This is a genomic window from Halorubellus amylolyticus (assembly GCF_034808145.1).
Lineage (GTDB): Archaea > Halobacteriota > Halobacteria > Halobacteriales > Natrialbaceae > Halorubellus.
In genome coordinates this window covers 188,613-204,456 of sequence record NZ_JAXHGM010000002.1, presented here as the reverse complement: position 1 = coordinate 204,456, position 15,844 = coordinate 188,613, and the positions used below count along the sequence as shown (strand labels likewise).

Here is a 15,844-nt window from a genome sequence, read left to right as displayed (position 1 = left end):
CCGCTCAGTCGGGCGACGGTTCCGTTCGGGTCGCGTCGGCCCTCGCGGCCGCCTGCGCGTCCGCTGCGGCGGCCACGGCCTCGACTCTGGCTTCGAGTTCCGTCGCGTTCAGGAGTAGCCCCTTCTCGTCGTGCGACGCCGCCCCGGCCGCGAAGGTCTCCTTGTCCCGTAGCGCGCTCTCCATGCCGGACACCAGCATCGACCCGAGGTACCCGTCTACGTCGTCGGGGATGGCGGACGTGATGGCGTCCGTCGGGTTCCCGACGACGACCGCGTTCACGGGGCCGTCGAGCGCGTCCTCGAGCTGCGGCGTGAGGACGGACCGTGCGTCCGCCTCGGAGACGTCGCCGAGGACGAAGTGCTCGCCGTCGACCGCCTGCGTCTGGATTTCACTGGGGATGTCGTCGTCGTACGCCGAGACGTCGCCCGTGCCGACGACGTACCCGTCGTCGGTCGGGTCGTCCAGGTCGGCCTCGACGAGCGTGTACGTCACGCTCTGCGTCCCGCCCTCGCCGCCGCTGTTGTGCTCACCTTCGTACGTGGACGCGGTCACGGCGCGGCCGTCGACGGTTCCGGTGAGGTCGGGCTTCCCCCGGAGTCCGACGCCCTCCGGGGAGAGCCCCGCCCGCCGACCCGTCCGCTTCCAGGACCGGGTTTCGAGGGCGGTGAGGGCGACGGTCCCGATAACGCCCAGTGCGACGATGCTACCGAACAGCCCCACGGGGCCGTCCGGGACGACCGCCGGCGAGACGTACGGCTCGGCGTTCCCCGTCCCGACGGCGATGGTCGAGCCCGCGACAACGAGCCACCACGCCATCGTTCCCAACCGATACAGCGCGTGTTTGCGTACCAGTACCATGGTAGAATCCCTCTTCCGCCAGAGACCACTTCACCGTGTCGGTGGTTCGATACGAAGGACGGGGGAGACTGGCGGACACCGCCGACCGCAACGACCACAAGCCCCGGCCGCGAACCGGCGAGTCGAATGCCGTCACTGCTCTCGAAGGCGAGCGCCGAACTCGGGTGGACCGCGCTCTACGTCGGACTCGTCGTCGTGCCCGCGAGCGTCGTCTTCGCCACCGGTGCGCCCACGCAGGGGTGTCACCCCGAGTGCGTCGACACCGTCGATCCGACGCTCGCCATCGCCGGCCTCGCGCTCCTCGTCGTCGGCGTCGTCCTCGCCGCCATCGGTCGGCGGTTCGACTGACGCCCCAGGTAGCCATCGGTCCGGAACGGATAGCAGTCGATCCGGACGTCGCACGAGGCGCATCAGCCGCGGTCGGCGACGACGGCGTCGGAGACGAGTCGGAGGTGCTCCATGTCTCGAACGCCGTTCACTGAGTGGGCGCTAACACAGGTTCGAAGATACCTGCGGAGTGTATACGGTTACGTCGTGTGACGTCCCCTCGTCCTCCAGTTCTCTGTGTCGGTTCCCTGCAGAGCTGATGTAGAAGGGATCTCGCTCGCAGGGGTCGTCCGTGTAGAAGAGCGCTTCAAGATACAGGAACGAATCGAACGCATCGCCCGGGTCGTAGGTACCGCTGATCTGCTCCTGAGTGCTCCATTCGTCCTGTTTTTCGGGGGCGAGGGTTTGCAGGATTCCGTTTACCGTCCACGCGAACCCGATGACGGGGTTGATCTCCGACGTTGCAGCAGCGAATACTTCTTCGACCGTGTCCGTTTCGATCCCGTAGATAACCTCGTCCGAACTGGAATTGGGATAGACGCCGATGTTCTCCGGTTCCGACGAGGTCCACAATTCCAAGTCGGAGGTATTCACACCGATCTTTAACTCGTGATTCTGGAGTCCGTTGTTCGTCCCTGCTTTGATGTACCCCTCACTGTTCGACCCGTCGTTGAATCGGGACGCCAATAGGCTCGTGATAGCATACTTGTGCTGGTACTTCTCCTCCTGATCGTCGTACGAACTCCCGATGAGGGAGACCGAGAGGGAGTGCTCAAGTCGGTACTTGCTCGCGGTGATCTGCTCCTCTTCGTAGACGCTGGCAGAGTACGAGTCGATCCACTCTGCGTCGGTCGAACTCGCTTCCACCGAGTCCGCCAGGCTACTTCCCGCAAGCCCGAACGCTCCGACTGCTCCAGTGCGTTTCAGGAGGGCTCGCCGGGACGCGTTGTTATGAAAATCCCCCACACTAATTTCCAATGGATATATTTACTTCAGTCTTTCTGTACTACGCGTTCACGGGAGGCCAGTCGACGACATCGGGGTACACTACAGCGTTCTGGAAGAGCGACCACTGGCCGTCGTTGTACCACTGTCGTCCCGACCCGTGGACAGTTCTCGGTCGTGCTACCGACCGCCACGCCGAGGGTGCTCCGAAATGGTTTTGGGGCGGCCTCGCGCACACTCGGTATGCCGAAGGAGTCCGACACCGAGTACGACCCGACGCTCGGGAACAAGTTCATTTTCGTGACAGGTGGCGTGATGTCCGGCCTCGGGAAGGGTATCACTGCCGCGAGCACCGGGCGTCTCCTCAAGAACGCCGGGTTCGACGTGACCGCCGTGAAGGTAGACCCCTACCTGAACGTGGACGCGGGCACGATGAACCCCTACCAGCACGGCGAGGTGTACGTGTTGAAGGACGGTGGCGAGGTCGACCTCGACCTCGGGAACTACGAGCGGTTCCTCGACGAGGACATGACGTTCGACCACAACGTCACCACGGGGAAGACGTACAAGCACGTCATCGAGAAGGAGCGCACCGGCGACTACCTCGGGAAGACCGTGCAGGTCATCCCGCACATCACGGACGACATCAAGCGCCGCATCCGCGAGGCCGCCGAGGGCACGGACGTCTGCATCGTCGAGATCGGCGGCACCGTCGGCGACATCGAGGGGATGCCGTACCTCGAGGCGCTCCGGCAGTTCGCCCACGAGGAGGACGAGGACGACTTCCTCCTCACGCACGTCACGCTCGTCCCGTACTCGAAGAACGGCGAGCAGAAGACGAAACCGACCCAGCACTCCGTGAAGGAACTCCGGTCCATCGGGCTCCAGCCGGACATCCTCGTGGGGCGCTGCGAGGACGAACTCGACGCGGAGACCAAGGAGAAGATCGCGTTGTTCTGTGACGTCGCGACCGAGGCCGTGTTCTCGAACCCGGACGTCGAGGACATCTACCACGTCCCCCTCATGGTGGAGGAGGAGGGCCTCGACGAGTACGTGATGCAGGAACTGGACCTCCTCGGCACCGCGCTGCCGGTGCCAGAGCGCGACAACACGTGGCGGAACCTCGTGACGCGCGACCGCGAGGGGAGCGTCGACGTGGCGCTCGTCGGGAAGTACGACCTCGAGGACGCGTACATGAGCGTGAACGAGGCGCTCAAGCACGCCGGCTTGCACGCCGGCGTGGACGTGAACGTGCACTGGGTGGACTCCGACGAGATGATCGACGGCGACGACGACGGCGAGAACCGCGAGCGGCTCCGCGAGTGCGACGGCGTCGTCGTCCCCGGCGGGTTCGGCTCCCGGGGGACCCAGGGGAAGATAGAGGCGATCCGCTACGCCAGGGAGAACGACGTCCCGTTCCTCGGGCTCTGTCTCGGCTTCCAGATGGCGGTCGTCGAGCACGCGCGGAACGTCCTCGGGTACCCCGAGGCGGACTCCGCGGAGATGGACCCGGAGACGCCCGACCCCGTCATCGACATCCTCCCCGAGCAGTACGAGGTCAACGACATGGGTGGGACGATGCGGCTCGGTGCGCACCAGACGGACATCACGCCGGGGACGCTCGCCGCGGACGTCTACGACGCGAACGTCTGCACCGAACGCCACCGGCACCGCTACGAGGTCAACCCCGAGTACTTCGAGGACTTCGAGGAGACCTCGCTCGTCTTCAGCGGCCGTGCGGGCAACCGGATGGAGATACTCGAACACGAGGACCATCCGTACTTCCTGGGGACGCAATTCCATCCCGAGTTCCGGTCGCGACCCGGTCGGCCGAGTCCGCCGTTCGTCGCGCTCCTCGACGCCGTCATGGAGCGCGCCGGCGTCGACGGCGCGGACAACGGCGCGGTCGGTGAGGACGCCGACGAGGGCGAGGAGGTGACGGCCTGATGGTGGACGTCGACTCGTTCATCGACGAGAAGATCGAGGAAATCAGCGACGAGGTCGGCGACGCGAACGCCGTCATCGCCCTCTCGGGCGGCGTTGACTCCTCGACCGCCGCGGCGCTCGCGTACGAGGCCATCGGCGACCAGCTCACGCCCGTCTACGTCGACACCGGGTTGATGCGCGAGGGCGAGACCGACCAGATCCGGGAGGTCTTCGACTACATGGACTCGCTGCGGATCGTCGACGCGAAAGAGCGGTTCCTCGACGAGCTCGCGGGCGTCACGGACCCGGAGGCGAAGCGCCACGTCATCGGCGAGCAGTTCATCCGGGAGTTCGAGACCGTCGCAAAGGACGTGGACGCGGACTACCTCGTCCAGGGCACCATCTACCCGGACCGCATCGAAAGCGAGGGCACCATCAAATCCCACCACAACGTCGGCGGGCTCCCCGAGGTCGTTGACTTCGAGGGCATCGTCGAACCGATGCGCGACCTCTACAAGGACGAGGTCCGCGAGGTCGCGCGCGAGCTCGACCTGGAGGAGATCATCGCGGAACGCATGCCGTTCCCCGGGCCCGGCCTGGCGGTGCGCATCATCGGCGAGGTCACCGAGGAGAAACTCGACGTCGCGCGGATGGCGAACCACGTCGTCGAGGACGAGCTCGAGGAGTACGAGCCCTGGCAGGCGCTCGCCGCCGTCATCGGGAAGGCCACGGGCGTGAAGGGCGACAACCGCGTGCACGGCTGGGTCGTCAGCGTCCGTTCCGTCGAGAGCCGCGACGGGATGACCGCGCGCGCCCAAGAGATCGACTGGGAGACCCTCCAGCGCATCCAGTCCCGCATCACGGGCGGGCACGACAACGTCGCGCGCGTCGTCTACGACGTCACGCACAAGCCGCCCGCGACCATCGAGTACGAGTAGCGCCGTCGAGTACGAGTGGATTCGTCGACCGCGAGTCCCCCGTCGCCGCCGTTAGCTACTTGCCGGCTGCGACGCGGATTGGTACCGTATGACGACCAGCTGGTTGTCGTGCACGGACGGAGGGATGCCCTGACATGGCGCTCGCCGGCAAGATCGCGCTCTCCGTGTTCCCGGCGCTCCTGGCCGCGGGCGGCGCGTACATGCTGTACGCCACCAGGGCGGGGCGAGCGCGAGCGGATGCCATCGACGGGACGCCCGAGCGACCGGTCGGCGAACTGACCGCGGGCGAGGGCTACGTCGCGCTCTCGGGGCGCGCTCGTGCGTCGACCGACGAGCGCGTGCCCGCGACCATCGCGGGCACCGACGGCGTCGCCGTCCAGACCATCGTGGAGGAGTACGTCGGCACCAGTCCCGGCGACGCCAGACGATCGGACTGGCAGGCGCTGTACGGCGACGCGGACGCCGTCCCGTTCGCCGTCGCGGACGACACCGGGACGATACCGGTCGAATCACCGGACGGCGACGCCGAGGGCGTGACCGTCGACCCGACCGTCGTCGAGGTCGAACCGGGAGAGGACCCGCCCGCGAACGTCGCGCGGTGGATAGCGGAGACCGACGGCGTCGAGCGCGACCCCGACACGCGTCGCGCGTACAAGCAGGGTGTCATCGAGGACGGCGAGAGCGTGTCCGCGCTCGGCGAACCCGTCGAGCGGGACGGCGGGCTCGTCCTCACCGGCGACGATCGACCAGACGAGTTCGTCGTCTCCGACCTCAGCGAGGACGAACTCTCCGACGAGGCCGGATACGGGCTCGCGGGGTACGTCGTCGGCGCGATACTGCTCGCGGTCGGCGTCGTCCCCCTCGCCGTCCTCTGGCTCGCGTGAGTCGCCCGCCATCCGCTCGTACGTGGCTCGAGACGCCGACCAGCGGGACGTAACACATTAACGCCGGGAACTCCTCGGAGACGAGTATGCACGCGATTTTCGCTGGCGTCGACGAACACGAACTCGTTGGAGAGCTCGAAGCCGTGGGGTACGACGTCACCGTCGTGTCAGAGGTCGCGAACCGACCCGCGCTCGAGGAGGCGGGCGTCCACGACGCGGACCTGTTCGTCCTCACGGACGTCGGGCAGGCGACGTCGATCCCGGTCGCGAAGGACCTGAACGAGGACGTGCGCGTCGTCTGCTACACCGACGACTCGCTCCCGGAGTTCGTCTCCGGGCAGGAGGTCCTCTCGGTCGACCCCGCGCTGCTGGACTCCGAGACGGTCGCCGAGGAGCTCGCGGCCTGATCGTCGACCGAGCGTTCGTCGTGCGCCGCTTCCAGCGCCAGACCACCGCTCGTCAGTAACGTAGATTTCGGTCGTTGACCCGTCGCAGTCGTGGGTATCGAGCGTCGAAACGAGCCCGGAGCCGACGTGCGACCGACGTCAGCGTTCGAGGATGGTGCCGCCGGCGCCGACCGCGACCGCGGATTCGCCGCCACGCAGCACCACCGCCTTCAGATTCTCGCCGCTGGGCGTCGCGTCCTGGTTCCACCTGGTGTTCTCGCGGTCGTAGACCTTCCCGCCGCCGCCGACCACGTAGCCGCTATCGGCGCCGGCGACCTCGATGTCGCGCTGACCCGCGTCGCCCGTGTCCGAGCGGATCCACTCGCTGCCGTTCCAGTGGAAGATGGTGCCGCCGCCACCGCTGACCCAGACGTCGTCGAAGCCGTCGGAGTCGACGCCGTAGAAGTTGTTGTTCGCGTTCGCGATCCCCAGCCGGTCCCACGTCGCCCCGTCCCTGGTGTAGAGGACCGTCTGGTTGCCGTCGACGATGTGGCCGCTCTTGACGTCGTGGAAGTCGACCGCGTTGATCGCCGCGCCGCTGGCGGGCGTTGAGTACTCCCAGGTCTGGCTCGCGCCGTTCTCGAAGGAGTAGTACAGCTTCCCGGAGTCCCCAGCGACGTACACGTTCGCCTCGCCCGCGTCGCCGGTCACGGAGACGTCGTTGAAGTTGTTCGTCACGTCCATCGGCGCCGAGTGCGAGTCCAGGCTACCGGTCTCGACGTCGTACTCGCCGATCGCGCCCGAGGAGCCCACGAACCACAGGCGCTTCCCGTCGTCGGTGACGTCCGCGCCGTACAGCGAGTTCCCGTTCCCGGTCGGCCCGCCATCAAGCACCTTCACGTAGCCTTTCGCGGTGCGTTCGAGCACGACACCGCCCCCGCCGACCGCGTACACGCCGCCAGCGGTCTCCTCCACGTCGTACAGCGTCCGTTCCGTCGGCGATTCTCGCGTCCTCCACCCGGACTCGGCGTCGTCGCCGGCTGCGCTCGCCGAACCCGCGACCGTCGCGGAGGCGACCACGGCACCGAGCGTCTTCAGCGCGCTACGTCGCGTGACAGTTCGTTCCGTCATCGGAGTTCACCCAGTCGGTCGTGAGTGGTCAGAGGGGGATTAAATCCCGAGACCGATTACGGGAATTTACGACGCTTCGTTCGTTTTACGACCGTTCCGTCCGTCGTTTCACACCGTTCAGGACCGTTCACGCCGTGAACTCGCGTGGACGGTCTCGACGGTTCATGTGGGTCCGGGCGATAGTGATGCGTGGAGGCGGAAGCCTCCCCCAGAGTGCGACCGCTCACTTCCCCCCGAGCGATCGCACGTCAGAGGCACCCCGTTCAGGGCACGCCCTCCACTCCCCCCTCTCATCCACCCCTCTTCGACCGATGGTCTCGACCGGCAGTCGCTCTCTCGTATCCGCTCTCGACCGCCCGGTCACTCGGCCGCGTCGGGGGTCGCGAGGCCGACGAGGTGCCCGAGAACGGTCAAGAGCAGTGTCGTGCCGGTCGTCGCCGCGGACTCGCTCCCGGGGAGTACGGCGACGACGGTGCCGTCGGCGACGCCGGCGGTGGCGCGCGAGAGCATCCCCATCTCGCCGACCGCCTCGACGGACCGGCGTCGGAACTCCTCGCCGAACCCCGGCAGGTGCTTGTCGAGCAGCGGCTCGACCGCCTCCGGCGTCACGTCGTCGGGGGTCACGCCCGTCCCCCCCGTGGTGACGACGACGTCGACGTCGTTCCGCTTCACGAGGCGAGCGACCGCTCCCTGGACGTTGTCGAACTCGTCGCGGACGAGCTCTCGCGTCACGACCTCGTGGCCGTCCCGTTCCAGCGCCGCCGCGATGGCGTCCCCGCTCGGGTCGTCGTCGAGGCTCCGCGACGACGACACCGTCACCACCGCCGCCCCGACCCCGGCTGCGTCGTCGGCGTGATGGTCGTGAGCGTCGTCCGCGCCGTGGTCGTGATGGCCGTGGTCGCCGTCCGCGCCGTGGTCGTGCCCGCGTTCGCTGTCCGCGGCGTGGTCGCCGGCGTGCGCGCCGTCGCCGCCCGTCGACGTCGGTTCCTGGCCGCGTTCACCGTCGGTCATGTATCGCGCGTTCCCCGCGGACGGACGTAAGCCCTCCGCCGAGGGCGGCGACGCGTCGACGACGGAGCGTGCCGGGGTCGGAACGTTCTTGCATCGACCGCGTGACGCTCCGCGTATGAAGGCGGTCCAGTTCCGAGAGCACGGCGACCGCGACGTCATCGAGTACGGCGAGTTCCCCGACCCCGAGGTCGGCCCCGAGGACGTCCTCGTGGACGTGAAGGCCGGGGCGTTGAATCACCTGGACGTGTGGACGCGTCAGGGGCTCGGCGCGACCGGGCGTCTGGACCTCGAGATGCCCCACGTGCCGGGGAGCGACATGGCGGGCGTCGTCGAGGCGGTCGGCGACGACGTCACGCGCTTCGAGCCGGGTGACCGCGTCGCGCTCCTCGCGGGCGTGTCCTGCGGGACGTGCGAGTTCTGTCGGCGCGGCGACCCGACGCTCTGCGAGGACTACCACGTCGTCGGCGAGCACGTCCAGGGCGTGCACGCCGAGCAGGCCGCGGTCCACGAGGACCAGCTCGCGCCCGTCCCCGACGACGTGGCGTTCGCGACGGCGGCCGCGGCACCGCTCGTGTTCCAGACGGCGTGGCGGATGCTGCTCGAACGCGGCGAGCTGCAGTCCGGCGAGCGGGTCCTCGTCCTCGGCGCGTCCGGTGGCGTCGGGCACGCCGCCGTCCAGATCGCGGCGGACGCGGGCGCGGAGGTGTACGCGACCGCGTCGACCGACGAGAAGCTCGCGTACGCGAGGGAGTGCGGCGCGGACCACGTCGTGAACTACGAGACCGAGTCGTTCTCGGAGGCGATACGCGAGCAGACGGGGGAGCGCGGCGTGGACGTCGTCGTCGACCACGTCGGCGCGGCGACGTGGTACGACTCGCTGACGAGTCTCGCGAAGGGCGGCCGGCTCGTGACCTGCGGTGCGACCACGGGGCCGCGGCCGGAGACGCACATCGGCCGTATCTTCTGGAACCAACTGGACGTGCGCGGGTCGACGATGGCGAGTCACGGGAGCGCGGAGCGCGCACTCGCGAAGGTGTGGGACGGGACGTTCGAGCCGCGGGTCCGGGAGACGCTCCCGATGAGCGAGACGGCGCGAGCGCACGAGCTCCTCGAGAACCGTGAGGGCTTTGGGAAGGTGGTCGTAATCCCGGACAGTGAGTACTGACGACGACGGGTACACGCACCGGCCGGGTGCGGCCCGCGGGACCGACGACCGCGGCGGCGAGGGCGGTGACGACGGCGACGGCGAGCGCGAGCGCGACCTGCAGGGTGCACACCCCGAGCGCGCGGACCGGAGCGTCGGCGCTCGCGGTTGGGTGCTCCTCGGCGTGCTCGCGTTCTCGCTCGTCGGGGCGCCGCTGCTCATCCTCTTCCGGCCGCCCGCACTGCCGTACTGGGCCGCGTTGCTCGCGCTCCCGATGCTGCCCGCGATACTACTCGGTGCGGTCGGCGTCTGGGCGACGACGCGGCCCTGACCGACTGCCGGACGGGCGCGTCACGTCGTCGACCGTCGGGCGCGTGCGGCGGCCGACCGGCTCTCGCTCGTCGGCCGTGAAAACGGGTAGGGGTGGAGAGGGGGTCGGCGTTGTGGGATGACAGCGATGGTTCGGTGAGGTCCGGCGTCGGACTAGCAGAGTGCGGCCGGCGGGCCGTCGAACTCGCGTTCGATGCGGTCGACGATCGCCATCGAGAGGGCGACGTCGGCGTCGGGGGTCCCGTCCTCGCCCGCGTAGTCCAGGAGGGCGCATCGGAGCCGCCAGGCTTCGAACGCTGTGAACCGTGCGTCGTCTCCTTCGAGCTTCTCGGCGGCCTCGAGCGCCCACCACGGCTGTTCGTCGGTGTCGGCGTCCTCGTCGAGGAGGTGCGCGAGCACGACGTGGTGGACGACCCAGGCTTCGGCTCGCGAGAGCGCGAGGCGGTTCGTCGGCGGCTGGTTCGGGACGGTATCGGTCGACACTTGCTGTCACGAGGCCGTGGGCCTCACGTGTCAGTACGTCGGACCCCCTCATAAGTATTGGTGTGTGTTAACAATTCACGCACGTCCGGTGGGGAAAGCGACGCGGCGCCGACGCCACGTCGCGGGCGACGGCACCGCTTGCACGCGGTTCACGACTCGTTATCGACGCCGAGCGAACCGACTCGAACCGGAGACTGTTCGACGCCAGCCGGCGCCATCGGTCGAACGGACAGGTCACCGGCGGAGAAGGAGCGGAAGCCGGCGGTTACTCCCCGACGGCCGGCCCGTCTCGAGTCAGCGAGCGAGCGGCGCGTCGCTCGTCGACGACCGGACGAACTTCGGCGAGTAACCGCCGACCGCGCGACCGTCAATCGGTCGAGGGCCCGATGTCGCGCTCGCTCACTCGACGTCGCGACGCATCGCGATCTCGAACCACGGGCAGAGACGGAGCTGGCGGTAGAACTCGGGCTCCTCGTGGAGTCGCTCGTAGGGCACCCACATGAGGCCGCCGACCTCCTCGGGGTTCGGGTCGAGTTCGGTGTCGTGCAGGGTCGCCTGCAGGACCGCGCAGACCTCGTGTTCGACGCCCGCGTTCTCGAAGTAGCGCTTGTACTCGAAGCGGTCGGTGACGCGGAGGTCGTCGTACTGGTCGGGCGTGATACCGAGCTCGTCGTCGAGTCGCTGCCGGGTCGCCTCCTCCTGGGTCTCGCCCTCGCGGGGGTGGGAGGCGACGGTGCCGTCCCACCACGTCCCCCACAGGCGCTTCTCGGGCGCGCGCTGCGCGAGGAGGATGCGGTCCTGCTCGTCGAACAGGAGCGCGGTGAACGCGCGGTGCCGGATGCCGTCGCCGGTGTGGGCGTCGAGGCGGTTCACGGGCCCCTGCGGTTCGTCGTCGGGGTCGACGGCGATGACGTCCTGGCCGGCGTTCTCGTGCTCTACGTCACCGCCGGCTGCGTCGGCGGGCGAATCGGGTGCGCTCATATCCGGTGGGACGCGAACCGAAGTGAAACCACCTTCGACTCGCGACGGCGACGCCGCTCGACGGGGCGTGTCGGGTGGGGGAAGGAGGGGTAGTGGAGCGGTACCGTCGTGGTCTAGCTGTCGGTTGCATCGCCGAGGTGCTGAAGCCCCAGTAGCTGCCGAGGACGGCGGCCGCGGTGAAGAATCCGCCGAGCATGGTGCGTGGATACGGAAGTGCCGATGGGAGCGTTCGAGCGAGACGACTCGCCTTCGACCGTCCGAGACCACGGCATCGAGCCGGTCACCCGAGCCGTTCGTCGAGGATGAGCCGGGTCTTCGTGGCGTCGACCTCCTCGAGCTCGCGCGCCTGCGTGATGAGTTCGTTCACGCCCTGGGTGTCGGCGGCGTCGACGACGAGGACGATGTCCTCCTCGCCGGAGACCATCCACACGAAGTCGACCTCGTCCCAGTCGGCCATGCGGTCCGCGACCACGCCCGTGGAGACGTCCACCGCGACCCCGACCTCTATCATCGCCTTGACGTTCCCCGTGCGCGTGGACACGGTGAACCGTTCGATGACGTCGTCCTCGGTCATGCGTTCGACGCGATTCCGGACCGTGCCCTCGCTCGTGCCGACCTCCTCGGCGATCTCGGTGTAGGGGGTTCGGGCGTCTCGCCGGAGGATGTTGAGGATGCGGCGGTCGAGTTCGTCCATGTAGATACGAGCGTACACCACCCCCAACCTAAACGATTACGAAATTCGTAACGATGCTACGAAAGCAACGCTTATGGGGCCGGGGTCGATACGTATCTCGTAACGATGGACGCCTACGTAGCCATCGAGGGCGGACACGTGATCGAAGCACGTGGCCGCGCTCCAGGAACGACGAACGGCGAACTTGTCTTCACAACAGCGTACACGGGATACGAGGAGAGCCTCACCGACCCCTCCTACGAGGAACAGATCCTCACCTTCGCGTACCCCCTCATCGGGAACTACGGCGTGCGCGAGGCGCGCTTCGAGTCCGACCGCGTCCACCCCAACGCCGCGGTCGCTCGCGAGCTCACCGACGACGTCGCCGAGTGGCTCACCGTCGAAGGCGTTCCGGCGGTCGACCAGATCGACACGCGCGACCTCGTCACGGACGTCCGCGAGGACGGCGCCATGGCGTGCGGCATCGCGGTCGGCGACGACGTGACCCCCGAGGACGCGCTCGCGGAACTCGAGGACTGCACGGCGATGAGCGACCACGAGGACATCGGCGCGCAGGTCTCCGTCGACGAGGTCGAGGTCACCGAGGGCGACGCCGACGGCGAGACCGTCGCACTGCTCGACTGCGGCGCGAAGCAGGCGATCGTCGACTCGCTGAACGAGCGCGGCGCGACCGTGCACCGCCTGCCGTACGACGCGACGCCCGCGGAGGTCGAGGCAATCGACCCCGACGTGCTGTTCGTCTCGAACGGCCCCGGCGACCCCGCGAACTTCGACGCCGCGGTCGACGTCGTGGACGCGTTCGTCGGCGACGTCCCCGTCGCCGGCATCTGTCTCGGCCAGCAGATCGTCGCTCGCGCGCTCGGCGGGACCACGGAGAAGATGGCGTTCGGGCACCGCGGCGTCAACCAGCCCGTGCAGGACGTCGACTCCGGGAAGGTCGTCATGACCACGCAGAACCACGGCTACACGGTCGCCGACGCCCCGGAGGCTCTGGAGGTCTCCCAGATCAACGTGAACGACGGCACGCCCGAGGGCCTCGATAGCGAGGACCTCGACGTCATCACGCGCCAGTACCACCCCGAGGCCAACCCCGGTCCGAACGACTCGCTCGACTTCTTCGACGACGTGCTCGGGATGGCCGACGCGAAGCGAACGATTCTCGCGGACTGAACCAGGACGTAGGCGTCCAGTTCCTTCGCCCACAGACCACCGCGAGCGACCGCTACGCCCGGTGACGGTTCCCGAAAGTGCGGACGACTTCTCGAACGGTCTTCGTCGGACGCGGCCCTCTCAGGACGGGATGGAGTAGCCCGAGCGGCGCGCGACGAGGCCGGCTTCGGGGCCGCTCCACGCGAAGTCGACGGCGTCGCCCGCGGTCGTCGCGCCGGCGCTCGCCACCTCGAACGTCCGGTTGCGGGCTTCCGGCGTGGTGAGGGCGGCGGTCATCAGCCACGCGAGGTCCGCGCGACCGATGCGGCCGGAGACCTCGTCGCCGCCTTCGCCCGTGACGACGTCGTGGCTGCGTGCGTCGTCGGTCGTCGCGCCGGTGCGGAGGACCGTGTAGGGGACGCCGCGTTCGCGGAGGTACCGTTCCGTCTCGTCGAGCGCACGGAGGAGGCGGTGGTTGTAGAGGCGTCGCGGGAGGACCATGCCCTGTCTGGAGTCGCCGACGCCGATGGTGGAGTGGAGGACGACGTACGGGCGACTGTCGTCGTCGACGGCGTCGAGGAGGTTCCGGAGGCCGCGGCCGGCGTCGAGCGGGCCGGCGACGCGACCGAGGCCGCCGTCCGTGGCGGTACAGCAGATGGCGTCGACGTCGGCGACGGCGTCCACGAGGGCGTGGTGGTTCTCGAAGTCGGCGTGAACGACCTCGTCGGCGCCGGCGTTGTGCGCGCGACGCTCGGCGTCGGTGTCCGTGACGAGGGCACGGAGGACGTACTCGGTCTCGCCGAGGTACGAGAGGAGGGCGATGCCGACCGGCGTTGCGGCGTCTGCGACCAGGACGCGATACGATTCGTGTGGCACGTTCACACACTACGTCCTGCGGGAGGTAAAACGTTCCGTGCGACCGCTTCGATGCCGCTATCGAGCGACTTACCTACCCCGTCCGACGGCCGGACCGTCGCGACCGTCGTCGGCCTCGTCGATGCCGCGGTCGTCGCCCGGCGGATGCAGGAAACAGACGTCGACGACGACGAGCGCGCACGCGACCGCGCCGACGCCGACGAGCGGTTCGACCGGCAGTCCGGTCAGCGCCGCGGCGAGCGCCGGCAACGCGAGGAGCACCGGGATGACGCCCAGCGCGACGTCGTACCGGGACACGCCGACGTCGGTCGTTGTCGTGCGCGATACCACCGTTCGCTGGTCGGAATCCGGTCGTTCCATGGCTCGATCCGGTCCGAACGTACGAACGGTTCCGTAGTAAAAATTTCGCCGAAAACCACGTTCGAACCGCCATCGAACCGCCACCGAACCGTCAACGAACCGCCATCGAGTGTCAGTCTTGCTTCGTTAGATTATCGCTGAATAATATCGCTACTAGAGTGGAGCTGGCGCGCGACGGCGTCGTCGACGAGACTCCGGCGGCCGGTCGAAGGCGACGCGCCCGGGGACGTCCGGTTTCGCGGTCAGTCGCCGTTCGCGTGGGTCGCGCCCGCTCGGTAGTACCGGTTGTACCGCGAGAGCTTCCGGTAGAGGACGTACCCGACGGCGCCCTCGAACGCGAACACGAACAGGACGAACCCGACGCCGCCGTCGACGAGCGGGAACGCGCCGAAGTCGACCACGGTGACGATCGTGTTGTACGTCGCGTGGACGCCGGCAGCGATGAGCAGTCCCTTGACGACGATGGGACCCCAGTGGTCGTCGCTGAACTTCGCGAGCCCGAGGTAGTAGCCGGCGATGGCGGAGTACAGCACGTGCCCGGGGCCGACGAACGACCGCGAGGTCGCGACCTCGAACGCCCCCTGGAGGCTCTGGGCGGCCTGGAACCCGCCGGCGTCGATGACCGCGCGCGAGATGTACAGCGCGTTCTCGATGGTCGCGAACCCGAGGCCGGCGACCGCGCCGTACACGGCGCCGTCGATGACGGCGTCGAACGCCGAACTCCGGTACGCGTACAGTCGAATCGCGAGCCATTTCACGGTCTCCTCGACGGGGCCGACGACGAGGAAGAAGAAGACGACGAGCGCGAGCACGCTCGGGACGGACGCCGTGATGACGGACTTGAGCGCGGAGTTCGCGACCGCCGCGAAGCTCGCGAGCAGGACCGACAGCAGGAACGTGGCGGCGAGCGGCCAGACGGGTTCGCGCATCGTCGGGTTCTGGTACCAGATGACGCCGACGATGACGAGCGCGGGCAGGATGGACGCGACCGTGAGGACGCCGAGCGTCGGCCGGACCGTGATACCGAACACGACCAGGCCGAGCTGGGCGGTGAACGCCATCACGGCGAGCGCGACCACCGCCCAGCGCGCGCTCGCGACCAGCCCCGAGTACACCGCGACCGCCAGGCGGTCGAGCGCGGTCCGGGGCTCCCACGTCGATACCTCGTACCCGCCGTCGGCGACGAGCCCTCCGGTCGAAGCGGAGCGGTCGCCGCGGTCGTCGACGGTCCCACCGTCGGCGCCGGCAGGTTCGTCGCCGTCGTTCTCGGTCGACCCCATCGTACGCTCGACGAGCACGCCGCGCTGGGAGTAGGTACGGCCAAGATACGTAGTCTCGCGGCCGATGCGAGCGAACGCGGGGCGCTCGCCGTCGACCGCTCCCGTCGGCCGCTCGTCGTCGGCCACTTCCGCCGGCCGCT

18 protein-coding genes are annotated in these 15,844 nt (G+C 68.5%); 8 read left to right on the top strand and 10 right to left on the bottom strand.

Going from position 1 to position 15,844, the window contains the following annotated elements; genetic code table 11:
• Positions 1–4: 4 nt before the first annotated feature.
• A complete protein-coding gene (locus SM754_RS06785) occupies positions 5–859 on the bottom strand; it encodes a hypothetical protein (protein WP_323675471.1) in 855 nt (284 codons plus the stop codon).
• A 126-nt stretch (positions 860–985) separates the two neighbouring features.
• Between SM754_RS06785 and SM754_RS06780 the strand changes: the two genes are divergently transcribed.
• The gene (locus SM754_RS06780) at positions 986–1,207 is read left to right on the top strand and encodes a hypothetical protein (RefSeq protein WP_323675470.1); all 222 of its coding nucleotides are present in this window, start codon (positions 986–988) and stop codon (positions 1,205–1,207) included.
• A gap of 141 nt (positions 1,208–1,348) precedes the next feature.
• On the opposite strand, the gene SM754_RS06775 is transcribed toward SM754_RS06780, so the two are convergent.
• Positions 1,349–2,152, bottom strand: a complete 804-nt coding sequence (locus tag SM754_RS06775; protein ID WP_323675469.1) for a hypothetical protein — start codon at positions 2,150–2,152, stop codon at positions 1,349–1,351.
• A 222-nt stretch (positions 2,153–2,374) separates the two neighbouring features.
• On the opposite strand from SM754_RS06775, the gene pyrG reads away from it, so the two are divergent.
• The 4 genes from pyrG to SM754_RS06755 all read left to right on the top strand — a co-directional run bounded on the left by pyrG (position 2,375) and on the right by SM754_RS06755 (position 6,286).
• Positions 2,375–4,078 (top strand): CTP synthase, encoded by a 1,704-nt coding sequence (gene pyrG / locus SM754_RS06770; protein WP_323675468.1) that lies wholly within the window; start codon positions 2,375–2,377, stop codon positions 4,076–4,078.
• Positions 4,078–4,995 (top strand): glutamine-hydrolyzing GMP synthase, encoded by a 918-nt coding sequence (gene guaA, locus SM754_RS06765; RefSeq protein WP_323675467.1) that lies wholly within the window; start codon positions 4,078–4,080, stop codon positions 4,993–4,995. Before pyrG ends, guaA begins: the two co-directional genes overlap by 1 nt.
• A 134-nt stretch (positions 4,996–5,129) precedes the next feature.
• Positions 5,130–5,879, top strand: a complete 750-nt coding sequence (locus tag SM754_RS06760) for a GIDE domain-containing protein (RefSeq protein WP_323675466.1) — start codon at positions 5,130–5,132, stop codon at positions 5,877–5,879.
• An 86-nt stretch (positions 5,880–5,965) separates the two neighbouring features.
• On the top strand, positions 5,966–6,286 hold the full coding sequence (locus SM754_RS06755) for a DUF7126 family protein (RefSeq protein ID WP_323675465.1): 321 nt from the start codon (positions 5,966–5,968) through the stop codon (positions 6,284–6,286).
• A 138-nt stretch (positions 6,287–6,424) separates the two neighbouring features.
• On the opposite strand, the gene SM754_RS06750 is transcribed toward SM754_RS06755, so the two are convergent.
• Positions 6,425–7,396: a WD40/YVTN/BNR-like repeat-containing protein gene (locus SM754_RS06750; RefSeq protein ID WP_323675464.1), complete on the bottom strand. Its 972-nt coding sequence runs from the start codon at positions 7,394–7,396 to the stop codon at positions 6,425–6,427.
• 360 nt (positions 7,397–7,756) lie between these two features.
• Entirely contained in the window at positions 7,757–8,407 is a 651-nt protein-coding gene (locus SM754_RS06745) for a MogA/MoaB family molybdenum cofactor biosynthesis protein (RefSeq protein ID WP_323675463.1), read from the bottom strand.
• Positions 8,408–8,522: 115 nt separating this feature from the next.
• On the opposite strand from SM754_RS06745, the gene SM754_RS06740 reads away from it, so the two are divergent.
• Complete coding sequence (locus tag SM754_RS06740) at positions 8,523–9,572, top strand: zinc-binding dehydrogenase (RefSeq protein ID WP_323675462.1); 1,050 nt, start codon at positions 8,523–8,525, stop codon at positions 9,570–9,572.
• Positions 9,562–9,882: a DUF7977 family protein gene (locus SM754_RS06735; protein WP_323675461.1), complete on the top strand. Its 321-nt coding sequence runs from the start codon at positions 9,562–9,564 to the stop codon at positions 9,880–9,882. Before SM754_RS06740 ends, SM754_RS06735 begins: the two co-directional genes overlap by 11 nt.
• 152 nt (positions 9,883–10,034) lie before the next feature.
• Here the strand turns inward: SM754_RS06735 and SM754_RS06730 are convergent, their stop codons facing one another.
• The 3 genes from SM754_RS06730 to SM754_RS06720 all read right to left on the bottom strand — a co-directional run bounded on the left by SM754_RS06730 (position 10,035) and on the right by SM754_RS06720 (position 12,039).
• On the bottom strand, positions 10,035–10,364 hold the full coding sequence (locus SM754_RS06730) for a DUF7853 family protein (protein WP_323675460.1): 330 nt from the start codon (positions 10,362–10,364) through the stop codon (positions 10,035–10,037).
• Positions 10,365–10,763: 399 nt separating this feature from the next.
• Entirely contained in the window at positions 10,764–11,345 is a 582-nt protein-coding gene (gene idi / locus SM754_RS06725; RefSeq protein ID WP_323675459.1) for an isopentenyl-diphosphate Delta-isomerase, read from the bottom strand.
• Positions 11,346–11,625: 280 nt separating this feature from the next.
• The gene (locus SM754_RS06720; RefSeq protein WP_323675458.1) at positions 11,626–12,039 is read right to left on the bottom strand and encodes an Lrp/AsnC family transcriptional regulator; all 414 of its coding nucleotides are present in this window, start codon (positions 12,037–12,039) and stop codon (positions 11,626–11,628) included.
• Between the two features lie 105 nt (positions 12,040–12,144).
• Here SM754_RS06720 and carA point away from each other — a divergent pair, with 105 nt between their 5' ends.
• Positions 12,145–13,209 (top strand): glutamine-hydrolyzing carbamoyl-phosphate synthase small subunit, encoded by a 1,065-nt coding sequence (gene carA, locus SM754_RS06715; protein WP_323675457.1) that lies wholly within the window; start codon positions 12,145–12,147, stop codon positions 13,207–13,209.
• A gap of 120 nt (positions 13,210–13,329) precedes the next feature.
• On the opposite strand, the gene SM754_RS06710 is transcribed toward carA, so the two are convergent.
• The 3 genes from SM754_RS06710 to SM754_RS06700 all read right to left on the bottom strand — a co-directional run bounded on the left by SM754_RS06710 (position 13,330) and on the right by SM754_RS06700 (position 15,830).
• Positions 13,330–14,064 (bottom strand): SDR family oxidoreductase, encoded by a 735-nt coding sequence (locus SM754_RS06710; RefSeq protein ID WP_323675456.1) that lies wholly within the window; start codon positions 14,062–14,064, stop codon positions 13,330–13,332.
• Between the two features lie 69 nt (positions 14,065–14,133).
• Complete coding sequence (locus SM754_RS06705; protein WP_323675455.1) at positions 14,134–14,394, bottom strand: DUF8015 family protein; 261 nt, start codon at positions 14,392–14,394, stop codon at positions 14,134–14,136.
• A gap of 272 nt (positions 14,395–14,666) precedes the next feature.
• The gene (locus SM754_RS06700) at positions 14,667–15,830 is read right to left on the bottom strand and encodes a PrsW family intramembrane metalloprotease (protein WP_323675454.1); all 1,164 of its coding nucleotides are present in this window, start codon (positions 15,828–15,830) and stop codon (positions 14,667–14,669) included.
• Positions 15,831–15,844: the final 14 nt, after the last annotated feature.

Excerpts from the sequence above, each read along its gene's own strand:
- SM754_RS06785 (WP_323675471.1), bottom strand. The coding sequence starts at position 859 with ATGGTACTGGTACGCAAACACGCGCTGTATCGGTTGGGAACGATGGCG.
- SM754_RS06780 (WP_323675470.1), top strand. The coding sequence starts at position 986 with ATGCCGTCACTGCTCTCGAAGGCGAGCGCCGAACTCGGGTGGACCGCG.
- pyrG (WP_323675468.1), top strand. The coding sequence starts at position 2,375 with ATGCCGAAGGAGTCCGACACCGAGTACGACCCGACGCTCGGGAACAAG.
- guaA (WP_323675467.1), top strand. The coding sequence starts at position 4,078 with ATGGTGGACGTCGACTCGTTCATCGACGAGAAGATCGAGGAAATCAGC.
- SM754_RS06760 (WP_323675466.1), top strand. The coding sequence starts at position 5,130 with ATGGCGCTCGCCGGCAAGATCGCGCTCTCCGTGTTCCCGGCGCTCCTG.
- SM754_RS06755 (WP_323675465.1), top strand. The coding sequence starts at position 5,966 with ATGCACGCGATTTTCGCTGGCGTCGACGAACACGAACTCGTTGGAGAG.
- SM754_RS06750 (WP_323675464.1), bottom strand. The coding sequence starts at position 7,396 with ATGACGGAACGAACTGTCACGCGACGTAGCGCGCTGAAGACGCTCGGT.
- SM754_RS06745 (WP_323675463.1), bottom strand. The coding sequence starts at position 8,407 with ATGACCGACGGTGAACGCGGCCAGGAACCGACGTCGACGGGCGGCGAC.
- SM754_RS06740 (WP_323675462.1), top strand. The coding sequence starts at position 8,523 with ATGAAGGCGGTCCAGTTCCGAGAGCACGGCGACCGCGACGTCATCGAG.
- idi (WP_323675459.1), bottom strand. The coding sequence starts at position 11,345 with ATGAGCGCACCCGATTCGCCCGCCGACGCAGCCGGCGGTGACGTAGAG.
- SM754_RS06720 (WP_323675458.1), bottom strand. The coding sequence starts at position 12,039 with ATGGACGAACTCGACCGCCGCATCCTCAACATCCTCCGGCGAGACGCC.
- carA (WP_323675457.1), top strand. The coding sequence starts at position 12,145 with ATGGACGCCTACGTAGCCATCGAGGGCGGACACGTGATCGAAGCACGT.